Genomic DNA, 23,115 nt, shown 5'->3' with positions numbered 1-23,115 from the left:
GGTCCCGCCGGGATGGCTACAATGGCAACGGACCCCGGGTCATCCCGGCGGCCAATGCACTCTCGGAGTTCGAAATGCTTGAAAACAAGATGATGCCCATCCTGCTGTCCATCGGCGCCGTCGCGCTGCTGTTCACCGGTTTCGGCATCTATGTGTCCGTCGCGCAGCTGCCCGAGGCGCAGAGCATGGAGCTGCTCAAGGCGGTGGGCCTGTGGGGGCTGGCGGTGCCGCCCGTGCTGCTGCCCACGCTGATGCTGGTGCAGCGCCACCACGCCCGCAAGCGGACCGCCGCGGCCGACCCGGCCCGCTGATTCCGCGCCATCCCGCCCCCCGCGCCGCGCCGGAACCCCTGCTGCAAGCAGGGCCGTGCGGGCCGGCGTGGCAGCGCTCTCGTACACTTGCGCCGAGTCAATCCGGAGTTGCAACCATGCAGGAACCTGTCGATCTGGTCGTGTCCTTCGAAGCCGCCGCCGGCCAGGGCGATGCGCTGTTTGCCGTGTTGCAGGCCCTGCAGGCCGGCAGCGTGCAGGAGCCTGGCTGCCTGACCTATGACCTGGCACGCTCGGACGGCAATCCCGATGTGTTCTTCCTGGTCGAGATGTGGACCTCGGCGCAGGCGCTGCAGGAACACCAGCGCACGCCGCACTTCGTCGAGGGCGTGGCCGCGATCGGGCGCCTGGGCGCGAAGGTCGAGCAACACGCCGTGCACTGGACGCCCAGGCCGCTGCGCGGCTGAGGCAGGCCGCCTCCGCGCGGCCGGCGCGCTTGACGCGCATGCGCCATTTGCTAGTATCGCGGCCTGATACCCCTCCCGGGCGCCCGCCAGGCGCCCGCGCCAAACCCGAACCGACCATGCATCCCGCCGCATTTCCCAGTCTGCCCGCACGGCGCCAGCCGCGTGCCGACGCGCGCGCCGATCATGGCGCGCGCCCCTACGCGGGCCCGGTGCGGATCAGCGGCCGCGGCGCCTGCCGTCCGGTCGCCGCGCCGGTGTTGCTCGGCGCGCAGGACATCGCGGCCCGCCGCGCCTACGCGCGCGCCAAACCCGGCTGAACGCCGCCGTATTCCTCTTCCGATCCCGACCGTCCGCGGCCCGTCGCCGCGGACGGTCGTCGTCCTGATTCCGCCGATCGCCGTGCCCGCCATTCTTCGTGAACGCGGCCGGCGGCGGCCTGCGTTCACGTTCGTCATGCAACTCACCAAGAATTTCGTCAAGGCAAAGAATCCCTGCGCGTCCGGCTATCGCTGGTTCCTGCGCGATCAACACGGCAGCGGCGACTACCAGGCCGTGCTCGATGCGCTGGTCGCCGACCAGCGCATGGACGACGCCTGCTGGCTGCTCGACCAGTTCGGTCCCACCGAGACCGTGCTCGAGCTCGACGAGCTCGATGCGCACGCGCTGGTCTATGCGGGCACCTTGCGGCTGCGGCGCGGCGCCACCGTCGACGGCGTGCTGCGCGCCGGCGGCGCCATCATCACGGCGGGCGGCCTGCGCGCGGGCAATCTCGTCGCGGGCGGCCGGATCGAGGCCGGCGCCAGCATCGTCAGCGCGGCGGGCATCCAGTGCGGCGCCGACCTGAAGGCGGCGTGGGGCGTGGAGGCGGCCGGCGCGATCACCTGCGCCGGCGACCTGCGCGCGCAATGGGAGGTGCGCGCGGGCGCGGACCTCGGCGTGGGCGGCATGCTGCGCGCCGGCGATGGCGTGCATGCCGAAGGGTGTCTGCGCGTGAGCCACGGCATCAAGTCGGGCGGCGACGTGCAGGCGGGGCGCGAGCTGTGGGCGGGACGTGGCATCGAGGCCGAGGGCGACATCGTCGCGGGCGATCACCTCGAGACCGGGTGGGGCATGCGCGCCGCGGGCGACGTGCGCGCGGGGATGGCGATCCGCGCCGGCGAGGGCATCGAGGCGGGCGGCGACATCGCGGCGGGCGATGGCCATGGCGTGTATGCCGGCCTGCGGGTGCGCATGGATGCCTGGGCCGTGGCGGCCCGCGTGAGTGCGCGCCGCTGCGGCGCCCCGCTGATCAGCGGCTGCTGGGTGGCCTGAGCGTGGGCGCGCGTCAGCCGCGCAGCAGGAGCCAGGCCGCGGCCGCGCCGATCAGCAGCAGCACCACGCCGGTGACGCGTTCGATGGCGGCGTTGCGGGCGGCGTAGCGGCGCACCATCGCGGGATGACGCAGCGCGGCCGCGACCAGCGCGTCCCACACGAACACCAGCGCCGTCATCCAGACCCCGTACAGCGCCTGCACGCCGGCGGGCGTGCGTTCGGCCAGCAGCGCAAACAGGCTGGCATAGAACAGCGCATTCTTCGGGTTCACCAGCCCGCTGGCCAGGCCGGTGCCGAAGGCCCGCGCCGCATCGCGCACGGGCGGCGCGGCGCCCGCCGGCGCCGTGTGCTCGGGGGCCAGCCGCAGCGGGCCGGCGTGGCGCAGAAACAGCTGGCCCAGATAGACCAGATAGGCGCAGCCCGTCCATTGCAGCGCCTGGAACGCCCACGTGCCTTCGCGCAGCACCGCCAGGCCGCCGATGGCCAGCGCCACGAACAGGCCGTTGGCCGCCGCGATGCCGGCGCACAGCGGCAGGGTGCGGCGCCAGCCGCGCAGCATGCTGCTGCGCGCGATCAGCACGAAGTCGGGGCCCGGGCTCAGCATGGCCAGGAAATGTGCGCCCGCGACCACGCCGAACTGCTGCCAGGAAACGTCCATGCCACCCTCTGCACAAAGCCGGCAGTGTGGCCGGCGCGCGCGGTGCGGGATAGAACGAAAGTGCGGCGCGCCTCAGCGACCGGATGCGGGCGCGCGATATTGGCCGGGCGTGACGGCCACGCGCGCCTTGAACACGCGCTGGAAGTGGCTCTGGTCGGCGAAGCCGAGGTCGTGGGCGACGCGGGCCGGCGCCGCGCCGGCGCGCAGCAGGCGGCGCGCCTGCTGGATGCGCTGGTCGGTCTGGTAGGCATGCGGCGTCATGCCGGTGCGCGCGTGGAAGGCGCGGATGAAGTGATAGCGGCTCAGGCCCGCGTGCGCGGCCAGCGCCGCGAGGGTGTGGACGCAGGCGCAGTCGGCGCGCAGCAGCGCGACCACGCGCGCGATGCCGGGATGCGGCGCCGCCCCGGCCGTGTCGGCGTGCGCCGGCGCGGCGGGCGCGTCATGCCAGCCCTGGCCGCCGACGTAATCGACCAGCGCCGCTTCCTTGTCGGCCGCGGCGGCCGGGGAGAACAACAGGTCGGTGAGCGCGGCGAGTGCCGCGCCGCCGGTGTGCGACACCACCGGCGCGAGCGGCGCGTCCAGGCCGGTTTCGCGCCACAGCGCGTCGCACCAGGCCGCGTCGAGGTGGAGCATGCGATAGCTCCATGCGCGGCCGGGCAGGGGATTGCAGGCGTGCACCACGCCCGCCGGCACCATGACGACGCTGCCGGCTTGCAACGCCTGTTCGCCCGTCGGGCAGCGGTAGCGGCTGGCGCCGCGCTCGACCATGCCCACCGACAGCGTGTCGTGCGCATGCGCCACATAACAGGCGCGGCTGTCGTCGGCGCGCCGGCACTCGGCGTAGGGCAGGGCGGGGTCGCGCCAGAAGCGGGACGGGCTCATGGCGCGCGGCCTCAGGCGGCGTCGGCCTGCAGGGCGCCGTTGCGCCGCATCCAGTCGGTGAGGGTGTCGAACGCGTCGCGCGCGCCGGCCACGGCCTGCTCGCGCTCGGTCGGGCTCTGCACCTGCGTGTCGAGGTACTGCAGGAAGCCCTTCCACAGCGGGCCGAGGTCGGCGCCGTAGCCGTTCAGGTAGTGCAGCGGGTGGCCGGGCATGCGCTCGGCGAGCTGGCGCGCGAGAAAGCGGCCGCCCAGCTGCGAGCCCTCGATGACGTAGGCCACGCCGAGCGCGTAGGCGTCGGGCGCGTCGAGCGCGGGCAGCGTGGCGCACAGCGCATCGGTGGGCGTGGCGCCGGCGGCGGCGAGATCCTGGTCGAGCCAGCGCACCTTGCCGGCGCGGCGCGCGGCGGCGAGCTCGTCGGGCCAGCCCAGGCGCCATAGATTGGCTTCGAGGGGCGCGAGCCAGCCGCGCAGGGCCTGCAGATAGGCGACGTAGACGGGGCCGTCGGCATCGGGGCGCGCCAGCGCCAGGCCCTGGTCGAGGCGTTCGTGGCGTTCGCGCGTGCCGTTGCGCAGTATTTCGTGAGTGGGCGTGATCATGCGGAAGTGGTGGGGCGGGGCGGGCAGCGCAGTGTCCAGAGCGAGTCGCCGCATTCGGCGATCCAGCCGCCGGCATTGGCGAGCCACTGCATTTCGACGGCGCGCACCGGCGCGGCCTGGCCGTCGTCGCTCTGCGGCGCGCGTGCGCCGCCGGGCTGGGCGGTCCAGAAGCCGGGCGCCACCGATTCGATCGTGACCGCCTGGCCTTCGGCCAGCGTGTCGACCAGGCACAGCAGCCACGCGATCATGATGTAGCGCGCGCTGTATTCGGAGAGATCGGGGCCGTCGAGCGTCTCGGGCAGGTGGATCTGCTTGCCGGTGGCCATCAGGCGGGTGAACACCAGCCGGCGGCATTCGTTGAGCAGGGTCGCGCTGGCGACGCTGCGATGGCGGTCGATCAGCCAGTCGTCGAGGCCGCGCAGCGAGGCGACGCCTTCGTCGAGCAGGCTTTCCATGTCACCCACCAGCCGCTCGTGGCGCGCCTGCGCGGCCAGCGTGGGCGTGTCGTCGGGCACCTGGTGCAGCATCGCCGCGGCCAGCGCCGCGTTGGAGATGGGCCCGATGACGTCGTGGCGCAGAACGGGAAACACGTGGGCCAGGACCTTGAACCTGACCCCCTGGGCCTGCAAATCGTTCTGCCAATCGAGCGTGACCATGGAAGTACCTTAGGGTTGCTTGAGCAGCGCCAGCAGGGCGTCGGGGTCGGCGGGCTTTTCGATCCAGTCGTCGAAAAGATCGCCGCGACCGTCGCCGCGCGTGCGGGCGAGCCCGCTCAATGCGATGAGGCGGGGGGCAGGCCGGTGCTGCTCGCGCAGGCGCCGCGCCAGTTCATATCCATCGATATCGGGCAAGAGGATATCGAGGACGACGGTATGGGGTTGGAACTCGGCGCACGCGGCCAGCGCCTGGGCGCCGTCATAAGCCACGCGTACGTCCAGTCCGGACAGCGTCAGAAATTCGGATAGCAGCTCCGCCGCCATCTCGTTGTCGTCCACCAGCACGATGCGCGGGGCGGCCGTGTTGCTCAAGATGTTCCTCCGGGAGTGTGGGACGGGTCGGGGGTGTCGCCGGCGTCCATGCCCTGGGCGGCCGGGAGGGTGACGGTGAAGGTCACCAGGCCATCGCCGCAGCTCAGGACCAGCGTGCCCTCGTGGGCGCGCACGATCTGGTCGGCGATGTACAGGCCCAATCCTAACCCACTTCGGTTGCGGCTCTGGCCCGCCGATTCGGGCTTGAATGCCGAAAAGAGATGGGAACGCACGTCATCGGGAATGGGCGCGCCGTGATTGGTCACGCGCAGCACCACCTCATCGCCCGCGCGCTGCGCGTGCACCCGGATCGGCTGGCGCTGCGTGCCGTGCTGGCGGGCGTTGCTCAGCAGGTTGGCGAGCACCTGCACGATGCGGTCGGCATCGGCCCACAGGATCAGTTCGGGCTCGACCTCGGGCAGGATCATCACGCCGGGAAAGGCGTGGCGCTTCTCGTCGATCAGGTTGGCGATCAGCTGGCTCAGGTCGCACAGCCCGTGTTGCAGGCCCAGGCCCACGCCGCCCTGCAGGCGCGACAGGTCGAGCACCTGCGAGATCAGGCGCTGCATGCGGCCGCTCGAGTAGCGGATGCGCTCGCCCATCTTGGCGCCGGCGTCGGTGCGCGACAGCAGCGTGGCGGCCATCGAGATCGATTGCAGCGGGTCGCGCAGGTCGTGGCCCAGCATGGCCAGCAGCGCGGTGCGGGCGCGGTCGATGTCGGCCACGCGCGAGGCGGAGATGTGCGAGAGCTCGTCGCGCAGATCGTCGGCCGCCTCGACCTCGTGGGCCAGCCACGGCAGGCTGGTGTGGCGCACGGTTTCGCGCCAGGCCTCGAACGAGCCCCGCGGCGTGAGGCGCGGGCCCTGGGTGCCGTAGGCGTATTGTTTCTCGGGCTTGCCGCCCCACACCAGCGTCTCGACCTGCTCCTTGCGCAGCCACACCAGCCAGCCGTTGGCCAGCGTGTCGAACTTGCAGGCCATCAGGCCGGCGTAGGGCACGAGCTCGGTCTGGAGTTCGGGGAAGTCGCGCTGGATGCTGGTGGAGATCACCATGCGCTGGCCGCTCTTGTCGAGCGCGGCCAGGATGCCGGTGAGCTCGCCGCGCGGCGCGATGCCGCTGAACACGGTGACCGAATTGCCCCACAGGCACAGGGCCGCGTCGCAGGGCAGCAGGTGGGCCGGCGTCTCGTCGCCGCGCGTGAGCGCCAGGTGCATGTCGTCCTGGTCGGAGGCGCGTTCGGTGAGGCGGCTGATCAGCGCGGAGTCGATGCGGCGGCGCTCGGCGCGCGCGGCGCTTTCGAAGGTCGAGATCGAGGCCGACAGCACCTGCGCCAGCACCTCGCAGGCCATGCGCACGCTGTAGGGCACGTGGCGCGGCGACAGATGATGGCAGGCGATCATGCCCCAGAGCTTGCCGCCGATCACCAGCGAGATGCTCATGGAGGCGCGCACGCCCATGTTGTTCATGTATTCGATGTGGATCGGCGACACGCTGCGCAGCACGCTGTGGCTCAGGTCCAGCGGCGTGGCGTCGGCGCGGTCGGCCAGGATGCGCACGGGCTGGTAGTGTGCGTCGGCGATCAGCCGCAGCGTGTTGACCGTGTACAGCCGGCGCGCCTGCGCCGGGATGTCGGCGGCCGGATAGCGCCGGCCTTCCCAGTCGTCGAGGTCGGCGCGGCGCTCTTCGCGCACGATCTCGCCGCTGTCGTCGGGATGGAAGCGATAGGCCATCACGCGGTCGAAGCCGGTGACGCGGCGCACTTCGCGCACGGCCAGCGTGAGCAGGCCTTCGACCGAACGCTGGCGGCGCAGCTGCTCGATGCTGCGATACGAGCGGTGCAGCGACTGGGTGAGGAAGCTCTGTTCGAGGGCGCAGCGCTCGAACTCGATCACGATCAGCCCGTCGACGTTCTGGTGCGCGACGACGTCGTAGCGCTCGGCGCCGGCGACCATGTCGAAGGGATCGAACGTGGGCTCTTCGTCCGCCGGCGTGCGCAGCCAGTCGGCCACATGGCGGTCGAGCGGCCGCGGCAGCGCATTCAGCATCAGGGCCTGGCCGAGCACCAGAGTCTGGCCGAGCGCGGCCGATGCGTTGGTGCTGACATGCCGCAGCACACCGCCCCGGTCGATCGCGATGAGCGCTCCCTGGGGCTGGATGGCCCCGGGGATATGGATAGGCTCGCTATCGCAATTGGCCAGCGTGACGGCTGGCGCGTTGGGCGGATTCGGATTCATCTAATTCGTGATGCCGCGCGATCGGGCGGCTGGGGACGGGCCCGTCCGTGCGGCGGGCTCAAGCTAGGTGCATTATGTCAAATAAACTTGCAGCCTACGAGTGCAAAGTATCGGAATATTTCTTCCGGAAAAGTAAAAGGGCCGCATTTGACGGGGTGTTTGCGTCAGCGGTGCCACCCCTGCAGACAGGTTTTCATGATGATCGCTACCCCGCATGCCGACGACGCCGGGCCGGCCGACGACCCCCGGCCGCTGCCGCCCGAGCCGCCCGCGCCCAGCGAGTGCTGCCAGAGCGGCTGCATTCCGTGTGTGTATGACATGTACGACGAGGCGCGCGAGCAGTATCGCGAGGCGCTGGCCGCCTGGGAGGCGCGCCAGCGCGCGCGCCAGGGCTGACGGCGCGCCGCGCCGCCGCCCGCTGGCGGCCCTCAGCGCGGCGAGGTGCGCGTCAGGACGTAGTGCTGGGCCATCGTGCCGGTGGGCAGCGAGCCGTCCTGGTAGAGCAGGGTGAGGCGCTGTTCGCCCACCAGATAACGCTGGTTGGAACCGGCCGCGTCGAGCTGGATGGTGACGCCGTCCTGCATCCAGATGAAGCGGCCCTGCACCGTCTGCGGCGCGGCCTGGCGGTCCAGGTACTGGGTCTGCAGCTGATAGGTGTTGTCCTGCATCAGCGTCAGGCGGGTGCGGATGCCCGGGCAATCGGCGCAGGGCAGCGTCCCTTCGTACATGCCCCACCAGTTCAGGGCGGTGCGGGTGGTCGAGCCCAGCGGCGCCACGGCGGCGCCCGGGGCGGCTGCGCCCGGTGCGGCAGGCGGCGCGGGCGCGGCGGCGGGCGGCGGGGGCGGCGGGTTGCGCCGGATCTCTTCGGGGCCGCCGCAACCGGCCAGTACCAATGCGACAGCGAGCGCGGGAATCACGGGTTTCATCACAGTCTCCTTGATCGCGTAAGGGAGATTCCAAGCTACCCGAACGGCGGAGATTTGCACGGCGACGCTGTTACGGGATGTTTGCCGTGGACAGGCCCGTGCTGGCGAAGTCGCGTGCCGCCCCATGCAACAGGTCGAGGAAGCGGGCGGCCTCGTCGCTGCGCGGCCGGTCACGCCGCACGATGGTGCCGTACGCCGACAGCGAATGGCGGATGCGATAGGGCAGGATGCGCAGCAGGCCGTGGCGTTCGTAACGTCCCGCCACCGATTCGGGGATCACGCCGATCATGTCGGTCTTGGCCACCAGATTGGTGGTGGTCAGGATCGAGACGGTCTCGATCAGGCCGCGCGGCACCGGCTTGTGGTTGGCGCGAAACTCCTGCTCCACCACGTCGCGCATCGGGCTGCCATGCGGCTGCAGGATCCAGCGATAGTCCTGCATGGCGTCGAAGCTCACGTCGGAGAGTGCCGCCAGCGGATGATCGACCGCGGCGATCACCGACAGCGCCTCGTCCTCGATGGGGCGAAACGCGTAGTCGCGCGCCGGCAGGCTCAGCATGCGGCCCAGCACCACGTCGAGCTCGCCCTCGTGCAGGCGCGCGATCAGCATGTCGCTGGTGCCGGTGAGGATCTCCACCGCCAGCAGCGGGAACTCCGCCTTGAGCTGCACCAGCGCATCGGTGAGCGGGCCCGGCGACGCGGCCATGATGCTGCCGATCGACAGCTTGCCGGCGCCGCCCAGGCGGATGTCGTCGAGCTCGCGCGCCAGCGAATTCATGGTGCCGCGCAGGCCGCGGAAATAGTTGAGCACGCAGGCACCGGCCGGCGTCAGCGCCAGCCCGCGGCCGACCCGGTCGAACAGGCGCTGGCCGAGCGCGCTCTCGAGCTCCTGCAGCATCTTGCTGGCCGCGGGCTGGGTCATGCCCAGCGCCTCGGCGGCGCTGCGCATCGTGGTGTGCTCCTCGATCGCGAGCAGCAGGGCGACCTGGCGCATGCGCAAACGATTGAGCAGCGAGGAAGCCGGAGAGCGGGTGGTCATGGTGCGCCTCGATTGATAATCCCAGGATATCGATTGATGCGAAGCTTTCATTTTACGGAAAGAATCGACCTCTCTAAGATCGTCTCCACAACGATTCCAATACCGGAGACAAACCATGAAAGTCTGGACATTCGGGGCCGCGCTCGCGCTGGCCTGCGGCATCCACACGGCGGTCCACGCCGCCGACTGGCCGAACCGGCCGGTGCGCATGCTGGTCGGCTCGGCCCCGGGCGGCGGCACCGACGCCATGGCGCGCGCCGTGGCCGACAAGCTGGGCCCGGCGCTGGGCCAGACCGTGGTGGTCGAGAACAAGCCCGGCGCCTCCAACACGCTCGCCGCCGACCAGACCGCCAAGTCGGGCGACGGCCACACGATGGTGATGGGCGTGTCGACCGCGCATGCCATCGCGCCGCACCTGCTCAAGCTCAACTACGACAACGACCGCGACCTGGTGCCGGTGGTCTACGTGGGATCCGTGCCGAACGTGCTGGTGGTGAACCCCGCGCTGCCGGCGAAATCGGTGGCCGAGCTGGTGGCGCTGCTGCGCGCGAAGCCCGGCCAGCTCAACTTCGCCAGCAGCGGCGCCGGCAGCACGCAGCACATCGCGGCCGAGATCTTCATGGACGTGGCCGGCGTGCAGGCCACCCACGTGCCCTATCGCGGCAGCGGCCCGGCCATGGTCGACCTGATCAGCGGCCAGGTGCAGTTCGCGTTCGAGACCGCCTCGTCGGCCATCGGCCACGTCAAGAGCGGCAAGCTGCGCGCGCTCGCCGTGCTCAGCCCGGCGCGCAACGCGCAACTGCCGGACGTGCCCACCATGGCCGAGGCCGGTGTGGCGGGCGTCGAGATGGGCGCCTGGTATGGCATCTACATGCCGTCCAGCACCCCGCCGGCGGTGCAGCAGCGTGTGCACGACGAGGTCAACCGCATTCTCGAGCAGCCCGACACGCGTGCCCGGCTGGCCGCCATCGGCGCCGACGTCACGCCGATGTCGCGCCAGGCGTTTGCCGATTTCCATCGCGCCGAGAACGCGCGCTACGCCGCCATCATCCGCAAGAACCACATCTCGGTCGAATGACCCGACCGCCTCCGTTATCCCAGGACTCTCATGACTGACGCATCCCTGCCCGTCGTGGCCCTCACGCTCGGCGACCCCGCCGGCATCGGCCCCGAGCTCATCGCCCGCGTGCTGGCGCGGCCCGACGCCTGCGCGCAGGCCAACCTGGTGCTGGTGGGCGACCCCTGGCTCTGGCAGGCCGGCCAGCGCTCCGCCGGCGTGACGGTGGCCACCGAGGCCATCGCCGACCTGGCGCAGGCGCGCGGCCGGCGCGACACCGGCCGGCCCGCGTTCGTGGCGCTCGACACCGTGGCGCAGGCCGACGTGCACGTAGGCCGCGCCGAGGCCGCGGGCGGGCGCTCCGTGCTGCAGGTGCTGGACCTGTGCATGGACGCGGCGCTGGCCGGCAGCATCGACGCCATCTGCTTCGCCCCGCTGAACAAGTTCGCCATGAAGCAGGGCGGGCTGCGCTTCGAGGACGAGCTGCACCACTTCGCCGAATACCTGGGCGTGACCGGCTACTTCTGCGAGTTCAACACGCTGGGCGATCTGTGGACCTCGCGCATCTCCTCGCACGTGCCGCTCGCCGACGTGACGCGCCACCTCACGCAGCCGCGCATCGAGCAGGCCGCCACGCTGATCTATCGCGCGCTGCGCGCCAATGGCGTGGCCGCGCCGCGGATCGCCATCGCCGCGCTCAATCCGCACGGCGGCGACGGCGGCACCTGCGGCCGCGAGGAGATCGAGATCATCGGTCCGGCGGTGGCGGCGCTGCAGGCCCGCGCCTGGGACAGCGCCGCACCGTTCGCCGGCCCGTTTCCGGCCGACACCGTGTTCCTCAAGGCGCAAGCCGGCGAGTTCGACGCGGTGGTCACCATGTATCACGACCAGGGGCAGATCGCGATCAAGCTGCTGGGCTTCTCGCGCGGCGTGACCGTGCAGGGCGGCCTGCCGATCCCGATCACCACGCCCGCGCACGGCACCGCCTACGACATCGCGGGCCAGGGCCGCGCCAACCCCGAGGCCACCTGGCAGGCCCTGCGCATCGCCGCCCGCATGGGCGCGGCCCAGCGCCGCGCGGCCGCCTCCGCCGCCTGAGCCCACGCCCCCTCATCCCTACGACAGGAAACCCGCTACATGAAAATCAAATCCGTGCGCGCCCGCGTGTTCGAGTGGACCGGCAAGACCGTGCCGCCGCAGGGCAACTTCTGCTCCAACGCAATGGACCTGCTGTACTCCCCGACCGAGACCATGAGCACGTTCCGCTTCCATGGCTGGACCGTGGTCGAGATCGAAACCGACGACGGCATCGTGGGGCTGGGCAACGTGGCGCTCGCGCCGCGCATCGCCAAGGCCATCATCGACCAGTACCTGGCGCCGCTGGTCGTGGGCCACGACCCCTGGGACTATGAATACCTGTGGCAGCGCATGTACCGCGCCACCCAGGCCTGGGGGCGCAAGGGGGTGGGCATGGCGGCGATCTCGGCGGTCGACATCGCGATCTGGGACATTCTCGGAAAGTCGGTGGGCAAGCCGGTGTTCAAGCTGCTCGGCGGACGCACCAAGGAGAAGATCCCGTGCTACTACTCCAAGCTCTATCGCACCGATCTGCGCGCCATGCAGGAAGAGGCCCGCACCTATCTGGAGCAGGGCTTCACCGCCTTCAAGATGCGCTTCGGCTACGGCCCGGCGCACGGCCAGCAAGGCGTGACCGAAAACCTGAAATCGGTGGAGGCCGTGCGCGAGGTGATCGGCTATGAAAACGACCTGATGCTGGAGTGCTACATGGGCTGGAACGTGGAGTACGCGCGCCGCATCCTGCCCAAGCTCGAGCGGTTCCAGCCGCGCTGGCTGGAGGAGCCCGTGATCGCCGACGACATCGACGGCTATGCCGAGCTGAACCGGCTCGGCCCCATTCCGATCTCGGGCGGCGAGCACGAGTTTTCGCTCTATGGCTTCAAGCAGCTGCTCGACCGCCGCGCGGTGTCGGTGGTGCAGTACGACACCAATCGCGTGGGCGGCATCACCGCCGCGCACAAGATCAACGCGCTGTGCGAGGCCTACAGCGTGCCGGTGATTCCGCACGCGGGCCAGATGCACAACTACCATCTCACCATGAGCACGCTGGCCTCGCCCATGAGCGAGTACTTCCCGATGTTCGACGTGGAGGTCGGCAACGAGCTGTTCTACTACATCTTCGACGGCGAGCCCGTGGCCGAACGCGGCTTCCTGCAACTCGACGACGACACGCCGGGCCTGGGCCTCACGCTCAAGACCGAGTTCCTCGACCAGTTCAACATCATCGAATGAGCGCCATGGCCAACCCTTCCCGCAGCGCGCCGCGCTACCGCGGCATCTTCCCGGTGGTGCCCACCACGTTCGACGACCAGGGCCGGCTCGACCTCGACAGCCAGAAGCGCGCCGTCGATTTCATGATCGATGCCGGCTCGGACGGGCTGTGCATCCTGGCGAACTTCTCCGAGCAGTTCCTGCTTTCCGACGACGAGCGCGAACAGCTCACCGCCCTGATCCTCGCGCACGTGGCGGGGCGGGTGCCGGTGATCGTGACCACCTCGCACTTCAGCACCGACGTGTGCATCGCGCGTAGCCGGCGTGCGCAGGCGCAGGGCGCGGCCATGGTGATGGTGATGCCGCCCTATCACGGCGCCACGTTCCGCGTGGGCGAGGGCGCGATCCGCGAGTTCTATGCCCGGCTCTCCGATGCGCTCGCGATCCCGATCATGATCCAGGACGCGCCGGTGGCCGGCACGCCGCTGTCGGCCGCCTTCCTGGCGACGCTGGCGCGCGAGATCGAACAGGTTGCGTATTTCAAGATCGAGACCGCCGGCGCGGCCGGCAAGCTGCGCGAGCTGATCCGCCTGGGCGGCGAGGCGATCGAGGGCCCCTGGGACGGCGAGGAGGCCATCACGCTGCTGCCGGATCTGGATGCGGGCGCGACCGGCGCCATGACGGGCGGCGGCTATCCCGACGGCATCCGCCCCATCATCGAGGCGCACCGCGCCGGACGCCACGACGAGGCCTACGCGCGCTATCGCGACTGGCTGCCGCTCATCAACTACGAGAATCGCCAGGCGGGCATCCTGGCGTGCAAGGCGCTGATGCTGGCCGGCGGCGTGATCGCCTGCGACGCCGGCCGTCACCCCTGGCCGCCCATGACGCCCGAGGTGCGCGCCGGCCTGCTCGACACGGCGCGCCGCCTCGATCCGATGGTGTTGCGCTGGGGGCGCTGAGGCGGCGCGCGGCCTGCCGCGCCCGGGCTGCCCGACGCAGTGCGCGCAGCCCGGGTGCCTAGGGTCCCGCGCGATAGCGCGCGACGGCCGCGAGCACCGTCTCCATCTGCACCGTGTGGGCGAACCGGTAGCGCTCGCCATAGACGGTCTCGTCCGGAAACTCGGTGGTGAGCGCCAGGGGCGTGGCCTCGCGCTCGGTGGCCGTCACTTGCACCGGGATGCCATGCCGCAGCGCGAATCCGCGTTCCAGCGCATGGGCCTCGAACAAGGCGATCTGGCGCGCGTTGAATTCGGCCAGGCCCGGCACGGCGCGCGCGAGCTGCGCGGTCACGCCTTCGATCAGGTGCTCGGCCTCGGCCTCCAGGCCGGGGTGGTGGCGCAGCAGCAGGAAAAAGCCCTTGGGCAGGGTCCAGCTTTCGAAGTTGCGCGGCAGATAGCCGGACAGCGGGCGCGTCCATTCGTGCGCGGGGTAGCCGTGCAGATTGATGTGCAGCCGCGCCCCGCTCAGCGCCACCGCCTCGCGCCGCGCGGCCAGCTCGAGCAGCGGCTCGCGTTCGCGGTAGGCGATGTCGTCGCCCATCGCGCTGTAGCGCGAGGCGTGATGCATGTGGCGCGGATGCACCGCGCGCAACTGCGCGTACATCGCGTAGCCGTCGGGGTTCTCGCAGGCGATCAGCGCGAAGTGCGCGTCGCCCCGGTCCACCAGTGCCCGCGCGGCGCGCAGCGCACCCACCACGCCCGAGGTCTCGTTGGCGTGCTGGGCGCCGGAGATCAGCACCGCCGGGCCGCTGCCGCGCACATAGGTGCCCAGCACGGCGCGCCGCTGGCGCGTCGGGGCGCTGAACGGCGTGCCGCCCAGCGCGGCCACCAGCCCGGCGATCTCGTCGGCCAGCAGGGGCTCGGTGCGTTCGGCGAGCGCGCCCGCCGGCAGGCGCGGCGTCAGCGGCGTGGCCGGCGCCACCGCCTCGGTGGCGATGCGCAGGCGCGCCGGGCCGTCGACCAGGCGCACGTCGGGCGCGATCTGGCCGGGCTGCAGGCCGCGGTCGCCCATCGGCCTGCCCGAATGGCGCTGGAAGAATTCCAGCAGCGAAAAATAAAAATCCTCGTGCAGCCCCTCGCAGGTGCTGACGATGTCCTCGTCGTGCGGCAGCGCGTACTCGATGCCGGGAATGTCGGCGCGGATCGAGAGGCGCTCGAAATAGGGCTCGTCGTGGCCCCACGGATGGCGCGTCAGCGTGTCCATCGCGGTGCGGAACAGCGCTTCGTACTCGGTGCAGACCGGGCCGTCGACGCGCACCGCGCCGGCGCCGTCCCGTACCCGCAGCCAGCCGGTGGGCGAGCGCTGCGGCAGGCCGTCGACGGCCTGCGACAGCGACTGCGGCGCGGCCACGGTGGCGCGCCGCTGCGCGCCGTCGGCGTAGCTCAGCACCAGCTCGTATTCGGGCACCGCGCCGGCGCTCCGCGCGGCGGGCGCGAAGCGCACCGTGGCCGGCGCCAGCAGCGCGGTGAGCGGATAGGCTTCGAGCGTGAAGCGCTTCTGCTGCGCGTCGGGATGGATGGGGTAGGTCACGTGGACGGCGACGAGGCCCTCGCGCTCGGCCTCTTCGAGAAAGAAGTGCAGGAGCGGCTTGTAGGCGCTGCGCAGGCGCGCCGTGACGCCGGCCCGGGCCAGGCGGGTCTCTGCGGCGCGGCGCGCCTCGGGACCCTCGAACAGCCAGCCTTCCAGCGTGGCGCCGCGCCAGGCCGGCGCGGCATAGGTGTCGAGCCAATCGGTCAAGGTGCGGGGGAACGAGGTGTCGAGCAATTCCATGACGGTCCTGGGAGGCGGCGGCGATGACGCGGTATTTTGCACCGGGTCGCGTGCGGCGGGGGCGTGCGCGGCCGGATCGTGCCGGCGCGGGCGGGGCCGGCACGGCCGCACCCGCCCCGCAGGCGCCCGCCGCGGCGCCTCGACGCCCGGGACAGCGTCCGCGTCACGCGATGTCATCGATGTAGCGGATTGGCACCAATTAAGGCCACGCGGCCCTGCGGCGGCCGCGGCCGCCGGTCTACGATAAACCCGAGCGCACGCCGCGTCCCGGCCGTGCGCCGATCAGGAGAATTCGATGAAACGACCGTTGCTCACGCTTTGCACCCTGGCCGCGCTGGCCGCCACCTCGCTCGCCCACGCGCAGGGCGTGCAGGAGTTCAGCTTTCCCAACACGCAGCAGGGCAACCTCTCGCCGCCGTCGACGCTGCGCATCACGGAAAGCGGCGGCAGCGTGGCCGCGCCCCCGCCGCCCATCCGCGACACGCCGGAAAGCGTGCGCGAATACCAGCGCTGCCGTACGGTGTCGGATCGCGCCGCGGTCACCAATGCCCAGCGCCAGGGCGGCGTGGCGGCCTGCCTGCGCGAGCTGCAGGAGCGGCGCCAGCAGGGCCAGTAAGCCGGCGCCGCTGCCGGCGCGGGCCGCCTCCGGACGCGCCGGGCCGCCCACCGGCCCGGCTCAGGCGGGCTGCGGCGCGCGCGCATCGGTGCGCGCCGCCCGCACCCACCAGCCCGTCATCAGCGCCGCGGCCAGCACCACCGGCAGCATGGCCGCGTTCAGCGCCTCCCAGCCGAAACGGTCCAGCATCGGGCCGGCCGCGAGCGTGGCCAGCGCGGTGGCCACATAGCGCAGCATCTCGGCCGCGCCCTGCGCGCGGGCCCGCTCCGCCGGCCGGTACGATTGCGCCAGCAGCGTGGTGCCGCCCACGAACATGAAGTTCCAGCCCACGCCGAGGCAGAACAGCGCCACGTGAAACGCCCACAGCGCGGGCGACTGCATCGCGACCAGGCTGCAGGCCACGTTCATCAGCATGCCCAGCCCCAGCACCTTGGGCAGCCCGATGCGGCGGATCAGCGCGCCCGCGAAGAAGGCCGGCGCATACATGCCGATCAGATGCCACTGCATGATGCCGGCGCCGTCGGCGATGCTGTGGCTGCAGGCCACGGCGGCGAGCGGCGCGGCCGTCATGATGAACATCATCGAGACCGAACCCACCACGTTGTTGGCCAGCGCCGCCACGAAGATCGGCTGGCGCGCGATCTCGGCCAGTGGCCGGGCCGGCAGCGCGGCCGCCTCGGCCGCCGCGGGGCTGTCGAGCGGCGCCTCCTGGTCGCGATACAGCGCCAGCAGCAGCACCACGCTGAGCGCGGCCAGCAGCGCCACCATCAGATAGGCGCCGGCGAACAACGCGAGCGGAAACAGATCCTTGGCCCAGGCCGCCAGCGCCGGGCCGGCCAGCGCCGCGATCACGCCGCCCGTCAGCACCACCGAGATGGCGCGGCTCTTGGCCTCGGCCGGCACCGCGTCGGCGGCGGCCAGCCGGTAGTACTGCGCGAAGGCCTGGAACACGCCGACGCAGGCGGTGCCGGCGCAGAACAGCCAGAAGTGCGAGATGAAGACGGCCCACACCGAGACCAGCCCGCCGGCCGCGCCGACCAGGGCGCCGAGCGCGAAGCCGGCGCGCCGGCCGATGCGCTGCATCAGTTGCGCGGCGAACCAGGTCACGACCGCGCCCGCCACCGTGATGAGCGCGAAGGGCAGGGTGGCGAGCGCCTTGTCGGGCGCCAGCATGTGGCCGGTCAGCGCGGTCAGCGTCAGGTCGATGGAGATGGCGGCGATGAACAGCCCCTGGCAGACGGCCAGGACGCGGGCATTGCGCTGCCCGGAGGGCGGGTGTGAGGCGGACATGGGAAGGCTCGGTGGGTGGCGGCGCGGCGCGCCGTTGACAGGCTCCAATCTAGTCCGCGACACTATGGCTTGAATGACCAAATTCCCTCGTTTCTGGTCATCGGGTGCCGGCGCGCCGCCGGCCTGCTGTTTTCGCCCTTGCCCGGTCTTTGTCTTTGTCCTCATTGCGCGGCGGTCTTCCATGAAACACCTCATTGCCCTGGTCCTGGTGCCCGATTTCCAGTTGCTCGACATGGCCGGGCCGGCGTCGGTGTTCGAGACCGCCGCCGAGATCGCGGCGGAGCGGGGCGCGGGGCCGGGCTACCGGGTCGAGCTGGTGTCGGAGGCGGGGGGGCCGGTGCGCAGCTCGGGCGGCGTCACCGTGCTGACGCGGCCCTGGCGCGAGCTGCGGCCGGCCACGCTGCTGGTGCCGGGCGGCACCGGCGCCCGCACGGCGCCCGCCTCGCCCGCGCTGTGCGCGCTGCTGCAGCGGGCCCAGGCGCGCGGGGCTCGGCTGGCCAGCGTCTGCACCGGTGCCTATGTGCTGGCGGCCGCCGGCGTGCTGGACGGCCGCCGCGTCACCACGCACTGGCGCCATGCGGCGGCGCTGCAGCGCCGCTATCCGCAGCTCGACGTCGAGGCCGATCGCATCCACCTGCACGATCGCGGCGTCTGGACCTCGGCCGGCATCACGGCCGGCATCGATCTCGCGCTCGCCATGGTCGAGGCCGACCTCGGCGAGGCCGTGGCGCGCCAGGCCGCGCGCGACATGGTGGTGTATCACCGGCGCAGCGGCGGGCAGTCGCAGTTCTCGGCCCTGCAGGACCTCACGCCCGGCGCGGGCCGCATGCGCGAGGTGCTGCACTACATCGGCGAACACCTGACCCAATCGTTGAGCATCGAACAATTGGCCGAGGTGGCCTGCATCAGCCCGCGCCAGTTCTGCCGCGCGTTCAAGGCCGAGACCGGCCAGACCCCGGCCAAGGCGGTCGAGCGCATCCGCGCCCAGGCGGCGCGCGCGCAGGTCGAGGACGGCGACGCGCCGATCGAGGCCATCGCGCGCCGGGTGGGCTTTGTCGACGCGGAGCGCATGCGCCGCGCCTTCGTGCGCGTCTATGGCCAGCCGCCGCAGGCCCTGCGCCGCGCGGCCCGAGCGGCGCCGGCCGAGCCCGCCGACGCCGCGCTCGCGGCATAATCGCGTTCTTCCCCACCGGCCAGGCCCCATGGATCCCGAACTGCTCAACCTGCTGGTGCGCCGCCAGATGCCCTATGGCAAATACGAAGGCCGCCTCATCGCCGACCTGCCCGGCCACTACCTGGGCTGGTTCGCGCGCAACGGCTTTCCCAAGGGCGAGATCGGCCGCCTGCTGGCGCTGATGTACGAGCTCGACCACAACGACCTGCGCGCGCTGCTCGACCCCTTGCGCGAGGGCGGCAAGCCGGCCGGTCCGCCCGCCGATTAAGGCTGGCGCAGCGCCTGCACCAGGGCCTGCACATAGGCAGGCGACTGGGCCAGGCCGCGCACGCACAGCACCAGCTTGCGGTTGGCCCAGCCGTCGGCCAGCTCCAGCCGCTTGACCTGCGCCGTGCGCCGCAGCCGCTGCGCCGAGGAGTGCGGCAGCACCGCGACGCCGACGCCGCGCGCCACCATCCGCAGCACCGCCGAGAACGTGCGCAGCCGCACCCGCGCGCGCAGCCGCTGGCCCGCGCGCGCGGCCTGGTCGTCGAGGTGGGCCGACAGCGCGCTGGCCGTCTCCAGCCCGACGTAGTCATGGCGCAGCGTCTCGACGAAGCGCACCGGACCCTCGCGCGCCGCGAGCGCATGGTCAGGCGGCACCAGCAGCACCAGCCGGTCGTCGCGAAACGGCAGCACGTCCAGGTCGCCCAGGTCGACCGCGTTCGACAGGATGCCGACGTCGGCCACGCCCTGGGCCACGGCGGGCACGATGCGGTAGCTGGGCTGCTCCTGCAGCTCCACGTCCACGTTGGGATGGGCGCGCAGAAAGCCGGCCAGCGGGTCGGGCAGGAACTCCGACATCACCGCCGTGTTGCACCACAGCCGCACCTGGCCCTTGAAGCCGAGCGCGTACTCGCCCAGGTCTTCCTCCATGCGCAGCACGTGCTGCAGCAGGCCGCGGGCATGGTGGGCCAGGGCGATGCCGGCGGGCGTGGGCGTGACGCCGCGGCGCTCGCGCGTGACCAGCGCCGTGCCCACCGAGGCCTCGAGCGCGCGCAGCCGCGCGCTCGCCGAGGGCAGTGCGAGGTGGGACAGCGCGGCACCGGCAGTGATGCTGCCGGCGTCGACGATGTGCAGGAACAGGCGCAGGTCGGTCAGGTCGAAGTGCATGGCGTCATCCGGCGGAGGCGGTCAGCCTACGGCACAGCCGAAGGCAGGCTCAGTTTATTGCGCATTTTCATTTGGCGCGCGGGGGCGGATGATGCGTCCATGCATGCTTACCTCGACTTCTATCTCGACGCCGGCCTGGCCCTCTCCGCCATGGTGTTCGGCACCTTTCTGCTGGCCGGCACCGTCAAGGGCTGCATCGGCCTGGGCCTGCCCACCGTGGCCGTGGGGCTGCTCAGCCTGACTATGCCTGCGCCGCAGGCTGCCGCGCTGCTGGTGGTGCCGTCCATCGTCACCAATGTGTGGCAATGCGTGGTGGGCGGGCATTTCGCCGCGCTGCTGCGCCGGCTCGCGCCCATGCTGGTGGCGATCTGCGTGGGCAACGCGGTGGGCGTGCTCTGGCTGGCCGGCACGGCGGTCGCGGGCGCGGGCAGCCTTCTGGGCTGTGCGCTGCTGCTGTACGCGGTGCTGGGTCTGGCCGCGGTGCGCATGCAGGTGCCGCCGCAGGCCGAATGGTGGCTGGGGCCGCTCACCGGCGCGGCCACCGGCCTCATCACCGCCGCGACCGGCGTGTTCGTGATCCCCTCGGTGCCCTATCTGCAGGCGCTCGGGCTGGAGCGCAACACGCTGGTGCAGGCCATGGGCATCGCCTTCATGGTGTCGACGCTGGCGATGGCGGGCGGGCTGATCTACAGCGGCGCGCTCGGCGGCGCCGAGGCGAGCGCCTCGGTGCTGGCGGTCGCGCCGGCGCTGGTGGGCATGGCGCTGGGCGGCTGGCTGCGCCAGCGCGTCAGCGAGAAAGTGTTCAAACGCGGATTCTTCATCGCGCTGTTTTTGCTGGGGGGGCACCTGCTGCTCGCCGGCTGACGGTTCCCGGCTGACTGCGAGCTGTCATTGAGGTGCAACGGCAATGGGGCATCGTCCGGATCTTCTTACAGGAGACCGCGATGCCCCGCTTTTTTTGTCTGTCCCGGTTGATGTCCGTGCTGGCTGCCACCGCCTTGCCGGCGACCGTGCTGGCCCAGGCCGCCGCACCCGTCGCCTTCCCGGCCACGCTCGCCGGCCACGCGATCCTGCCGGCACAGACCTTCCTGACCGCGCCGGGCGACGCCCCCGAGGATCTGCGCACCAGCGGCAAGTACACCACCGGCAAGCGCGTGGACGCGCCCGGCAGCGTGATGGGCCGCTCCGATGGCCGCCCGACCGGCGTGGCGCTGCCGTTCGCCGGCCAGCCCGTGCAGGGCCACTCCGGCATCAAGCGCATGCCGGACGGCAGCTTCTGGATCCTCACCGACAATGGCTTCGGCGCCAAGGCCAACTCGCCCGACGCGATGCTGCACCTGAGCCGCTACCGGGTCGACTTCGCGCAGGGCGGCTTCGAGCGGCTCGAGACCGTGTTCCTGCACGACCCCGACCGCAAGGTGCCGTTCCGCATCGTCCACGAGAGCACCGGCCCGCGCTATCTCACCGGCTCGGACTTCGATCCCGAGAGCTTCCAGTTCGCCGGCGGCGCGCTGTGGATCGGCGAGGAATTCGGCCCCTACCTGATCAAGGCCGACCTGCAGGGTCGCGTGCAGGCCGTGTTCGAGACCGAGGTCGATGGCAAGGTGGTGCGCTCGCCCGACCATCCCGCCGTGGCCACGCCGGCCGCGCCCGCCGATCGCGTCAAGTTCCAGGTGCGGCGCTCGAAGGGCTTCGAGGGCATGGCGAGCTCGCCCGACGGCGCGAAGCTCTATCCGCTGCTCGAGGGGCCGCTGTGGGACGAGGCCGCCGGCGCATTCGAGACCGTCGATGGCAAGCCCTATCTGCGCGTGCTGGAGTTCGACGTGGCCGGCCAGCGCTGGACCGGCCGCCACTGGAAGTACGTGCTGGAGGGCGCCGACCACGCGATCGGCGACTTCAACATGATCGATGCGGCCACCGGCCTCGTCATCGAGCGCGACAACGGCGAAGGCGTGCCAGAGCGCGCCTGCCCGCCGGGACAGCCGGGCGAGCAGTGCTTCGCCAAGCTGCCCAGGTTCAAGCGCGTCTACAAGATCGCGCTCGACGACGCGGGCGCCGGCGGGGCGGTGCGCAAGATCGGCTACGTCGACCTGCTCGACATCCAGGATCCCGCCAGGCTGGCGCGCAAGCCGGCCAGCAACGGCGTGTTCCAGTTTCCGTTCTTCACCATCGAGAACGTGGACGTGGTCGACGCCACCCACATCGTGGTGGGCAACGACAACAACCTGCCGTTCTCCAGCAGCCGCGATCCCAACCAGGCCGACGACAACGAGCTGATCCTGCTCGAAGCGGGCGGCCTGCTGTCGGCGCGATGAGCGCGGACGGCCGGTGGTAAGCTAGCCCGAACGCGGGGCCGGTCACCCGGCCCCGCATCGTTGAAACCTTCCCCGAACCGCTTCCGCCATGTCCGATCACGCTCCCGAATCGCATCTCACCGAAACGCTCGAGTCGAGCGAATCCGTTTTTCGCGGCCGCTTCCTGCACGTCAAGAACGACATGGTGCGCCTGCCCAACGGCAAGGTGGTCTCGCGCGAATACGTGGTGCATCCCGGCGCGGTGGTGATCATTCCGCTGCTCGACGACGGCCGCATCCTGCTCGAACGCCAGTTCCGCTATCCCATCGGCCAGGTCATGACCGAGTTCCCGGCCGGCAAGCTGGACCCGGGCGAGGATCCGCTGGCCTGCGCCAAGCGCGAGCTGTTCGAGGAAACCGGCTACAGCGCCGCCGAATGGGCCAAGGCCGGCGCGCTGCACCTGGCCATCGCCTATTCCACCGAGATCATCCACATCTACTTCGCGCGCGGCCTGCGCGCCGGCGACCGCAAGCTCGACGAAGACGAGTTCCTCGACGTGCGCACGGCCACGGTCGACGAGCTGCTGGCGGCCTGCCAGCGCGGCGAGGTCACCGATGCCAAGACGCTGACCTGCACCCTGTGGCTGCAGAACGTCGTCAGCGGCGCGTGGACGCTGCCGTGGCAGCCGGCCTGAACGACGCCGCCGGCCCGGCCGTGCATGCGGTGGAGCTGCGACCTTCGGGCTGGCGCTTCGAGGCGCGCGCCGACACGCCCCTGCTGCGGGCGGCGCGCGAGGCCGGCATCCGGCTGCCCAGCTCCTGTCGCAACGGCACCTGCCGCGCCTGCATGTGCATGCTGGTGAGCGGCGAGGTGCGCTACGCGGTGCAATGGCCCGGCGTGACGCGCGAGGAGCGCGAAGAAGGCTGGGTGCTGCCCTGCGTGGCGCATGCCGAGAGCGATGTGGTGCTCGAGGTGCCCGATGCCGAGCGGCGCGACGATACCCCGGCCGCGCCGCGCACGATGCTGACCGGCGCGCAGCGCTGAGCCGCGCGCGATCCGGG

At 71.4% G+C, this 23,115-nt stretch carries 27 protein-coding genes; 16 read left to right on the top strand and 11 right to left on the bottom strand.

The window, feature by feature from the left end; translation table 11 throughout:
- Positions 1-74 precede the first annotated feature (74 nt).
- The 4 genes from CEG14_RS16415 (at position 75) to CEG14_RS16400 (ending at position 2,047) form a co-directional block, all read left to right on the top strand.
- The gene (locus tag CEG14_RS16415; RefSeq protein ID WP_094827368.1) at positions 75-311 is read left to right on the top strand and encodes a hypothetical protein; all 237 of its coding nucleotides are present in this window, start codon (positions 75-77) and stop codon (positions 309-311) included.
- A gap of 116 nt (positions 312-427) precedes the next feature.
- Entirely contained in the window at positions 428-736 is a 309-nt protein-coding gene (locus tag CEG14_RS16410) for a putative quinol monooxygenase (RefSeq protein ID WP_094827367.1), read from the top strand.
- Between the two features lie 116 nt (positions 737-852).
- The gene (locus CEG14_RS16405) at positions 853-1,053 is read left to right on the top strand and encodes a hypothetical protein (RefSeq protein WP_094827366.1); all 201 of its coding nucleotides are present in this window, start codon (positions 853-855) and stop codon (positions 1,051-1,053) included.
- Positions 1,054-1,189: 136 nt separating this feature from the next.
- Positions 1,190-2,047, top strand: coding sequence for a hypothetical protein (locus tag CEG14_RS16400; protein WP_094827365.1), 858 nt, complete (start codon positions 1,190-1,192; stop codon positions 2,045-2,047).
- Between the two features lie 13 nt (positions 2,048-2,060).
- Here the strand turns inward: CEG14_RS16400 and CEG14_RS16395 are convergent, their stop codons facing one another.
- From CEG14_RS16395 to CEG14_RS16370, 6 genes are all read right to left on the bottom strand, one after another.
- Positions 2,061-2,705, bottom strand: a complete 645-nt coding sequence (locus CEG14_RS16395) for a LysE family translocator (RefSeq protein ID WP_094827364.1) — start codon at positions 2,703-2,705, stop codon at positions 2,061-2,063.
- A gap of 72 nt (positions 2,706-2,777) precedes the next feature.
- Complete coding sequence (locus tag CEG14_RS16390) at positions 2,778-3,587, bottom strand: AraC family transcriptional regulator (RefSeq protein ID WP_094827363.1); 810 nt, start codon at positions 3,585-3,587, stop codon at positions 2,778-2,780.
- A gap of 11 nt (positions 3,588-3,598) precedes the next feature.
- Positions 3,599-4,183 (bottom strand): biliverdin-producing heme oxygenase, encoded by a 585-nt coding sequence (locus tag CEG14_RS16385; RefSeq protein ID WP_094827362.1) that lies wholly within the window; start codon positions 4,181-4,183, stop codon positions 3,599-3,601.
- Positions 4,180-4,839: a hypothetical protein gene (locus CEG14_RS16380; protein WP_094827361.1), complete on the bottom strand. Its 660-nt coding sequence runs from the start codon at positions 4,837-4,839 to the stop codon at positions 4,180-4,182. The genes CEG14_RS16385 and CEG14_RS16380 overlap by 4 nt, the downstream gene beginning before the upstream one ends.
- A 9-nt stretch (positions 4,840-4,848) precedes the next feature.
- A complete protein-coding gene (locus CEG14_RS16375; protein WP_094827360.1) occupies positions 4,849-5,211 on the bottom strand; it encodes a response regulator in 363 nt (120 codons plus the stop codon).
- Positions 5,208-7,445, bottom strand: a complete 2,238-nt coding sequence (locus tag CEG14_RS16370) for an ATP-binding protein (protein ID WP_094827359.1) — start codon at positions 7,443-7,445, stop codon at positions 5,208-5,210. Before CEG14_RS16370 ends, CEG14_RS16375 begins: the two co-directional genes overlap by 4 nt.
- A gap of 195 nt (positions 7,446-7,640) precedes the next feature.
- On the opposite strand from CEG14_RS16370, the gene CEG14_RS16365 reads away from it, so the two are divergent.
- Complete coding sequence (locus CEG14_RS16365) at positions 7,641-7,841, top strand: oxidoreductase-like domain-containing protein (RefSeq protein ID WP_094827358.1); 201 nt, start codon at positions 7,641-7,643, stop codon at positions 7,839-7,841.
- A gap of 32 nt (positions 7,842-7,873) precedes the next feature.
- Here CEG14_RS16365 and CEG14_RS16360 read toward each other — a convergent pair whose 3' ends face one another.
- Positions 7,874-8,371: a copper resistance protein NlpE gene (locus tag CEG14_RS16360; RefSeq protein WP_094827357.1), complete on the bottom strand. Its 498-nt coding sequence runs from the start codon at positions 8,369-8,371 to the stop codon at positions 7,874-7,876.
- A 70-nt stretch (positions 8,372-8,441) separates the two neighbouring features.
- The gene (locus CEG14_RS16355; protein WP_094827356.1) at positions 8,442-9,410 is read right to left on the bottom strand and encodes a LysR family transcriptional regulator; all 969 of its coding nucleotides are present in this window, start codon (positions 9,408-9,410) and stop codon (positions 8,442-8,444) included.
- 115 nt (positions 9,411-9,525) lie between these two features.
- Here CEG14_RS16355 and CEG14_RS16350 point away from each other — a divergent pair, with 115 nt between their 5' ends.
- The 4 genes from CEG14_RS16350 to CEG14_RS16335 are packed head-to-tail and all read left to right on the top strand — an operon-like array spanning position 9,526 to position 13,718.
- A complete protein-coding gene (locus tag CEG14_RS16350) occupies positions 9,526-10,488 on the top strand; it encodes a Bug family tripartite tricarboxylate transporter substrate binding protein (RefSeq protein WP_094827355.1) in 963 nt (320 codons plus the stop codon).
- Positions 10,489-10,518: 30 nt separating this feature from the next.
- On the top strand, positions 10,519-11,565 hold the full coding sequence (locus CEG14_RS16345; protein WP_094827354.1) for a 4-hydroxythreonine-4-phosphate dehydrogenase PdxA: 1,047 nt from the start codon (positions 10,519-10,521) through the stop codon (positions 11,563-11,565).
- A 39-nt stretch (positions 11,566-11,604) separates the two neighbouring features.
- Entirely contained in the window at positions 11,605-12,777 is a 1,173-nt protein-coding gene (locus CEG14_RS16340; protein WP_094827353.1) for an L-rhamnonate dehydratase, read from the top strand.
- A gap of 5 nt (positions 12,778-12,782) precedes the next feature.
- A complete protein-coding gene (locus CEG14_RS16335) occupies positions 12,783-13,718 on the top strand; it encodes a dihydrodipicolinate synthase family protein (protein WP_094827352.1) in 936 nt (311 codons plus the stop codon).
- Positions 13,719-13,776: 58 nt separating this feature from the next.
- Here the strand turns inward: CEG14_RS16335 and CEG14_RS16330 are convergent, their stop codons facing one another.
- Positions 13,777-15,528, bottom strand: a complete 1,752-nt coding sequence (locus tag CEG14_RS16330; RefSeq protein ID WP_094827351.1) for a peptidase M14 — start codon at positions 15,526-15,528, stop codon at positions 13,777-13,779.
- Between the two features lie 295 nt (positions 15,529-15,823).
- Between CEG14_RS16330 and CEG14_RS16325 the strand changes: the two genes are divergently transcribed.
- Complete coding sequence (locus CEG14_RS16325) at positions 15,824-16,144, top strand: hypothetical protein (protein ID WP_094827350.1); 321 nt, start codon at positions 15,824-15,826, stop codon at positions 16,142-16,144.
- A 60-nt stretch (positions 16,145-16,204) separates the two neighbouring features.
- Here CEG14_RS16325 and CEG14_RS16320 read toward each other — a convergent pair whose 3' ends face one another.
- A complete protein-coding gene (locus CEG14_RS16320; RefSeq protein WP_094827349.1) occupies positions 16,205-17,434 on the bottom strand; it encodes an MFS transporter in 1,230 nt (409 codons plus the stop codon).
- A gap of 181 nt (positions 17,435-17,615) precedes the next feature.
- On the opposite strand from CEG14_RS16320, the gene CEG14_RS16315 reads away from it, so the two are divergent.
- Positions 17,616-18,608, top strand: a complete 993-nt coding sequence (locus CEG14_RS16315; RefSeq protein WP_094827348.1) for a GlxA family transcriptional regulator — start codon at positions 17,616-17,618, stop codon at positions 18,606-18,608.
- Positions 18,609-18,636: 28 nt separating this feature from the next.
- Positions 18,637-18,876 carry a DUF3820 family protein gene (locus tag CEG14_RS16310; RefSeq protein ID WP_094827347.1) on the top strand — a complete coding sequence of 80 codons (240 nt, stop codon included), beginning with the start codon at positions 18,637-18,639 and terminating at the stop codon, positions 18,874-18,876.
- On the opposite strand, the gene CEG14_RS16305 is transcribed toward CEG14_RS16310, so the two are convergent.
- Positions 18,873-19,760: a LysR family transcriptional regulator gene (locus CEG14_RS16305; RefSeq protein WP_094827346.1), complete on the bottom strand. Its 888-nt coding sequence runs from the start codon at positions 19,758-19,760 to the stop codon at positions 18,873-18,875. The two genes, CEG14_RS16310 and CEG14_RS16305, sit on opposite strands and share 4 nt — an antisense overlap.
- 99 nt (positions 19,761-19,859) lie before the next feature.
- On the opposite strand from CEG14_RS16305, the gene CEG14_RS16300 reads away from it, so the two are divergent.
- The 4 genes from CEG14_RS16300 to CEG14_RS16285 all read left to right on the top strand — a co-directional run bounded on the left by CEG14_RS16300 (position 19,860) and on the right by CEG14_RS16285 (position 23,098).
- The gene (locus tag CEG14_RS16300; RefSeq protein WP_094827345.1) at positions 19,860-20,624 is read left to right on the top strand and encodes a sulfite exporter TauE/SafE family protein; all 765 of its coding nucleotides are present in this window, start codon (positions 19,860-19,862) and stop codon (positions 20,622-20,624) included.
- An 80-nt stretch (positions 20,625-20,704) separates the two neighbouring features.
- Positions 20,705-22,075, top strand: a complete 1,371-nt coding sequence (locus tag CEG14_RS16295; protein ID WP_094827344.1) for an esterase-like activity of phytase family protein — start codon at positions 20,705-20,707, stop codon at positions 22,073-22,075.
- A gap of 88 nt (positions 22,076-22,163) precedes the next feature.
- Positions 22,164-22,748, top strand: coding sequence for an NUDIX domain-containing protein (locus CEG14_RS16290; RefSeq protein ID WP_094827343.1), 585 nt, complete (start codon positions 22,164-22,166; stop codon positions 22,746-22,748).
- Complete coding sequence (locus CEG14_RS16285; protein WP_256985750.1) at positions 22,733-23,098, top strand: 2Fe-2S iron-sulfur cluster-binding protein; 366 nt, start codon at positions 22,733-22,735, stop codon at positions 23,096-23,098. The genes CEG14_RS16290 and CEG14_RS16285 overlap by 16 nt, the downstream gene beginning before the upstream one ends.
- The last annotated feature ends 17 nt before the right edge of the window (positions 23,099-23,115 follow it).

This window comes from Bordetella genomosp. 1 (genome assembly GCF_002261335.1).
Taxonomy (GTDB): domain Bacteria; phylum Pseudomonadota; class Gammaproteobacteria; order Burkholderiales; family Burkholderiaceae_B; genus Bordetella.
The sequence above is the reverse complement of the archived record's forward strand: the minus strand, read 5'-3'. Positions and strand labels throughout refer to the sequence as shown.

Coding starts and splice junctions, on each gene's coding strand:
- CEG14_RS16415 (WP_094827368.1), top strand. CDS start 75: ATGCTTGAAAACAAGATGATGCCCATCCTGCTGTCCATCGGCGCCGTC.
- CEG14_RS16410 (WP_094827367.1), top strand. CDS start 428: ATGCAGGAACCTGTCGATCTGGTCGTGTCCTTCGAAGCCGCCGCCGGC.
- CEG14_RS16405 (WP_094827366.1), top strand. CDS start 853: ATGCATCCCGCCGCATTTCCCAGTCTGCCCGCACGGCGCCAGCCGCGT.
- CEG14_RS16400 (WP_094827365.1), top strand. CDS start 1,190: ATGCAACTCACCAAGAATTTCGTCAAGGCAAAGAATCCCTGCGCGTCC.
- CEG14_RS16395 (WP_094827364.1), bottom strand. CDS start 2,705: ATGGACGTTTCCTGGCAGCAGTTCGGCGTGGTCGCGGGCGCACATTTC.
- CEG14_RS16390 (WP_094827363.1), bottom strand. CDS start 3,587: ATGAGCCCGTCCCGCTTCTGGCGCGACCCCGCCCTGCCCTACGCCGAG.
- CEG14_RS16385 (WP_094827362.1), bottom strand. CDS start 4,183: ATGATCACGCCCACTCACGAAATACTGCGCAACGGCACGCGCGAACGC.
- CEG14_RS16380 (WP_094827361.1), bottom strand. CDS start 4,839: ATGGTCACGCTCGATTGGCAGAACGATTTGCAGGCCCAGGGGGTCAGG.
- CEG14_RS16370 (WP_094827359.1), bottom strand. CDS start 7,445: ATGAATCCGAATCCGCCCAACGCGCCAGCCGTCACGCTGGCCAATTGC.
- CEG14_RS16365 (WP_094827358.1), top strand. CDS start 7,641: ATGATGATCGCTACCCCGCATGCCGACGACGCCGGGCCGGCCGACGAC.
- CEG14_RS16360 (WP_094827357.1), bottom strand. CDS start 8,371: ATGAAACCCGTGATTCCCGCGCTCGCTGTCGCATTGGTACTGGCCGGT.
- CEG14_RS16355 (WP_094827356.1), bottom strand. CDS start 9,410: ATGACCACCCGCTCTCCGGCTTCCTCGCTGCTCAATCGTTTGCGCATG.
- CEG14_RS16350 (WP_094827355.1), top strand. CDS start 9,526: ATGAAAGTCTGGACATTCGGGGCCGCGCTCGCGCTGGCCTGCGGCATC.
- CEG14_RS16345 (WP_094827354.1), top strand. CDS start 10,519: ATGACTGACGCATCCCTGCCCGTCGTGGCCCTCACGCTCGGCGACCCC.
- CEG14_RS16340 (WP_094827353.1), top strand. CDS start 11,605: ATGAAAATCAAATCCGTGCGCGCCCGCGTGTTCGAGTGGACCGGCAAG.
- CEG14_RS16335 (WP_094827352.1), top strand. CDS start 12,783: ATGGCCAACCCTTCCCGCAGCGCGCCGCGCTACCGCGGCATCTTCCCG.
- CEG14_RS16330 (WP_094827351.1), bottom strand. CDS start 15,528: ATGGAATTGCTCGACACCTCGTTCCCCCGCACCTTGACCGATTGGCTC.
- CEG14_RS16325 (WP_094827350.1), top strand. CDS start 15,824: ATGAAACGACCGTTGCTCACGCTTTGCACCCTGGCCGCGCTGGCCGCC.
- CEG14_RS16320 (WP_094827349.1), bottom strand. CDS start 17,434: ATGTCCGCCTCACACCCGCCCTCCGGGCAGCGCAATGCCCGCGTCCTG.
- CEG14_RS16315 (WP_094827348.1), top strand. CDS start 17,616: ATGAAACACCTCATTGCCCTGGTCCTGGTGCCCGATTTCCAGTTGCTC.
- CEG14_RS16310 (WP_094827347.1), top strand. CDS start 18,637: ATGGATCCCGAACTGCTCAACCTGCTGGTGCGCCGCCAGATGCCCTAT.
- CEG14_RS16305 (WP_094827346.1), bottom strand. CDS start 19,760: ATGCACTTCGACCTGACCGACCTGCGCCTGTTCCTGCACATCGTCGAC.
- CEG14_RS16300 (WP_094827345.1), top strand. CDS start 19,860: ATGCATGCTTACCTCGACTTCTATCTCGACGCCGGCCTGGCCCTCTCC.
- CEG14_RS16295 (WP_094827344.1), top strand. CDS start 20,705: ATGCCCCGCTTTTTTTGTCTGTCCCGGTTGATGTCCGTGCTGGCTGCC.
- CEG14_RS16290 (WP_094827343.1), top strand. CDS start 22,164: ATGTCCGATCACGCTCCCGAATCGCATCTCACCGAAACGCTCGAGTCG.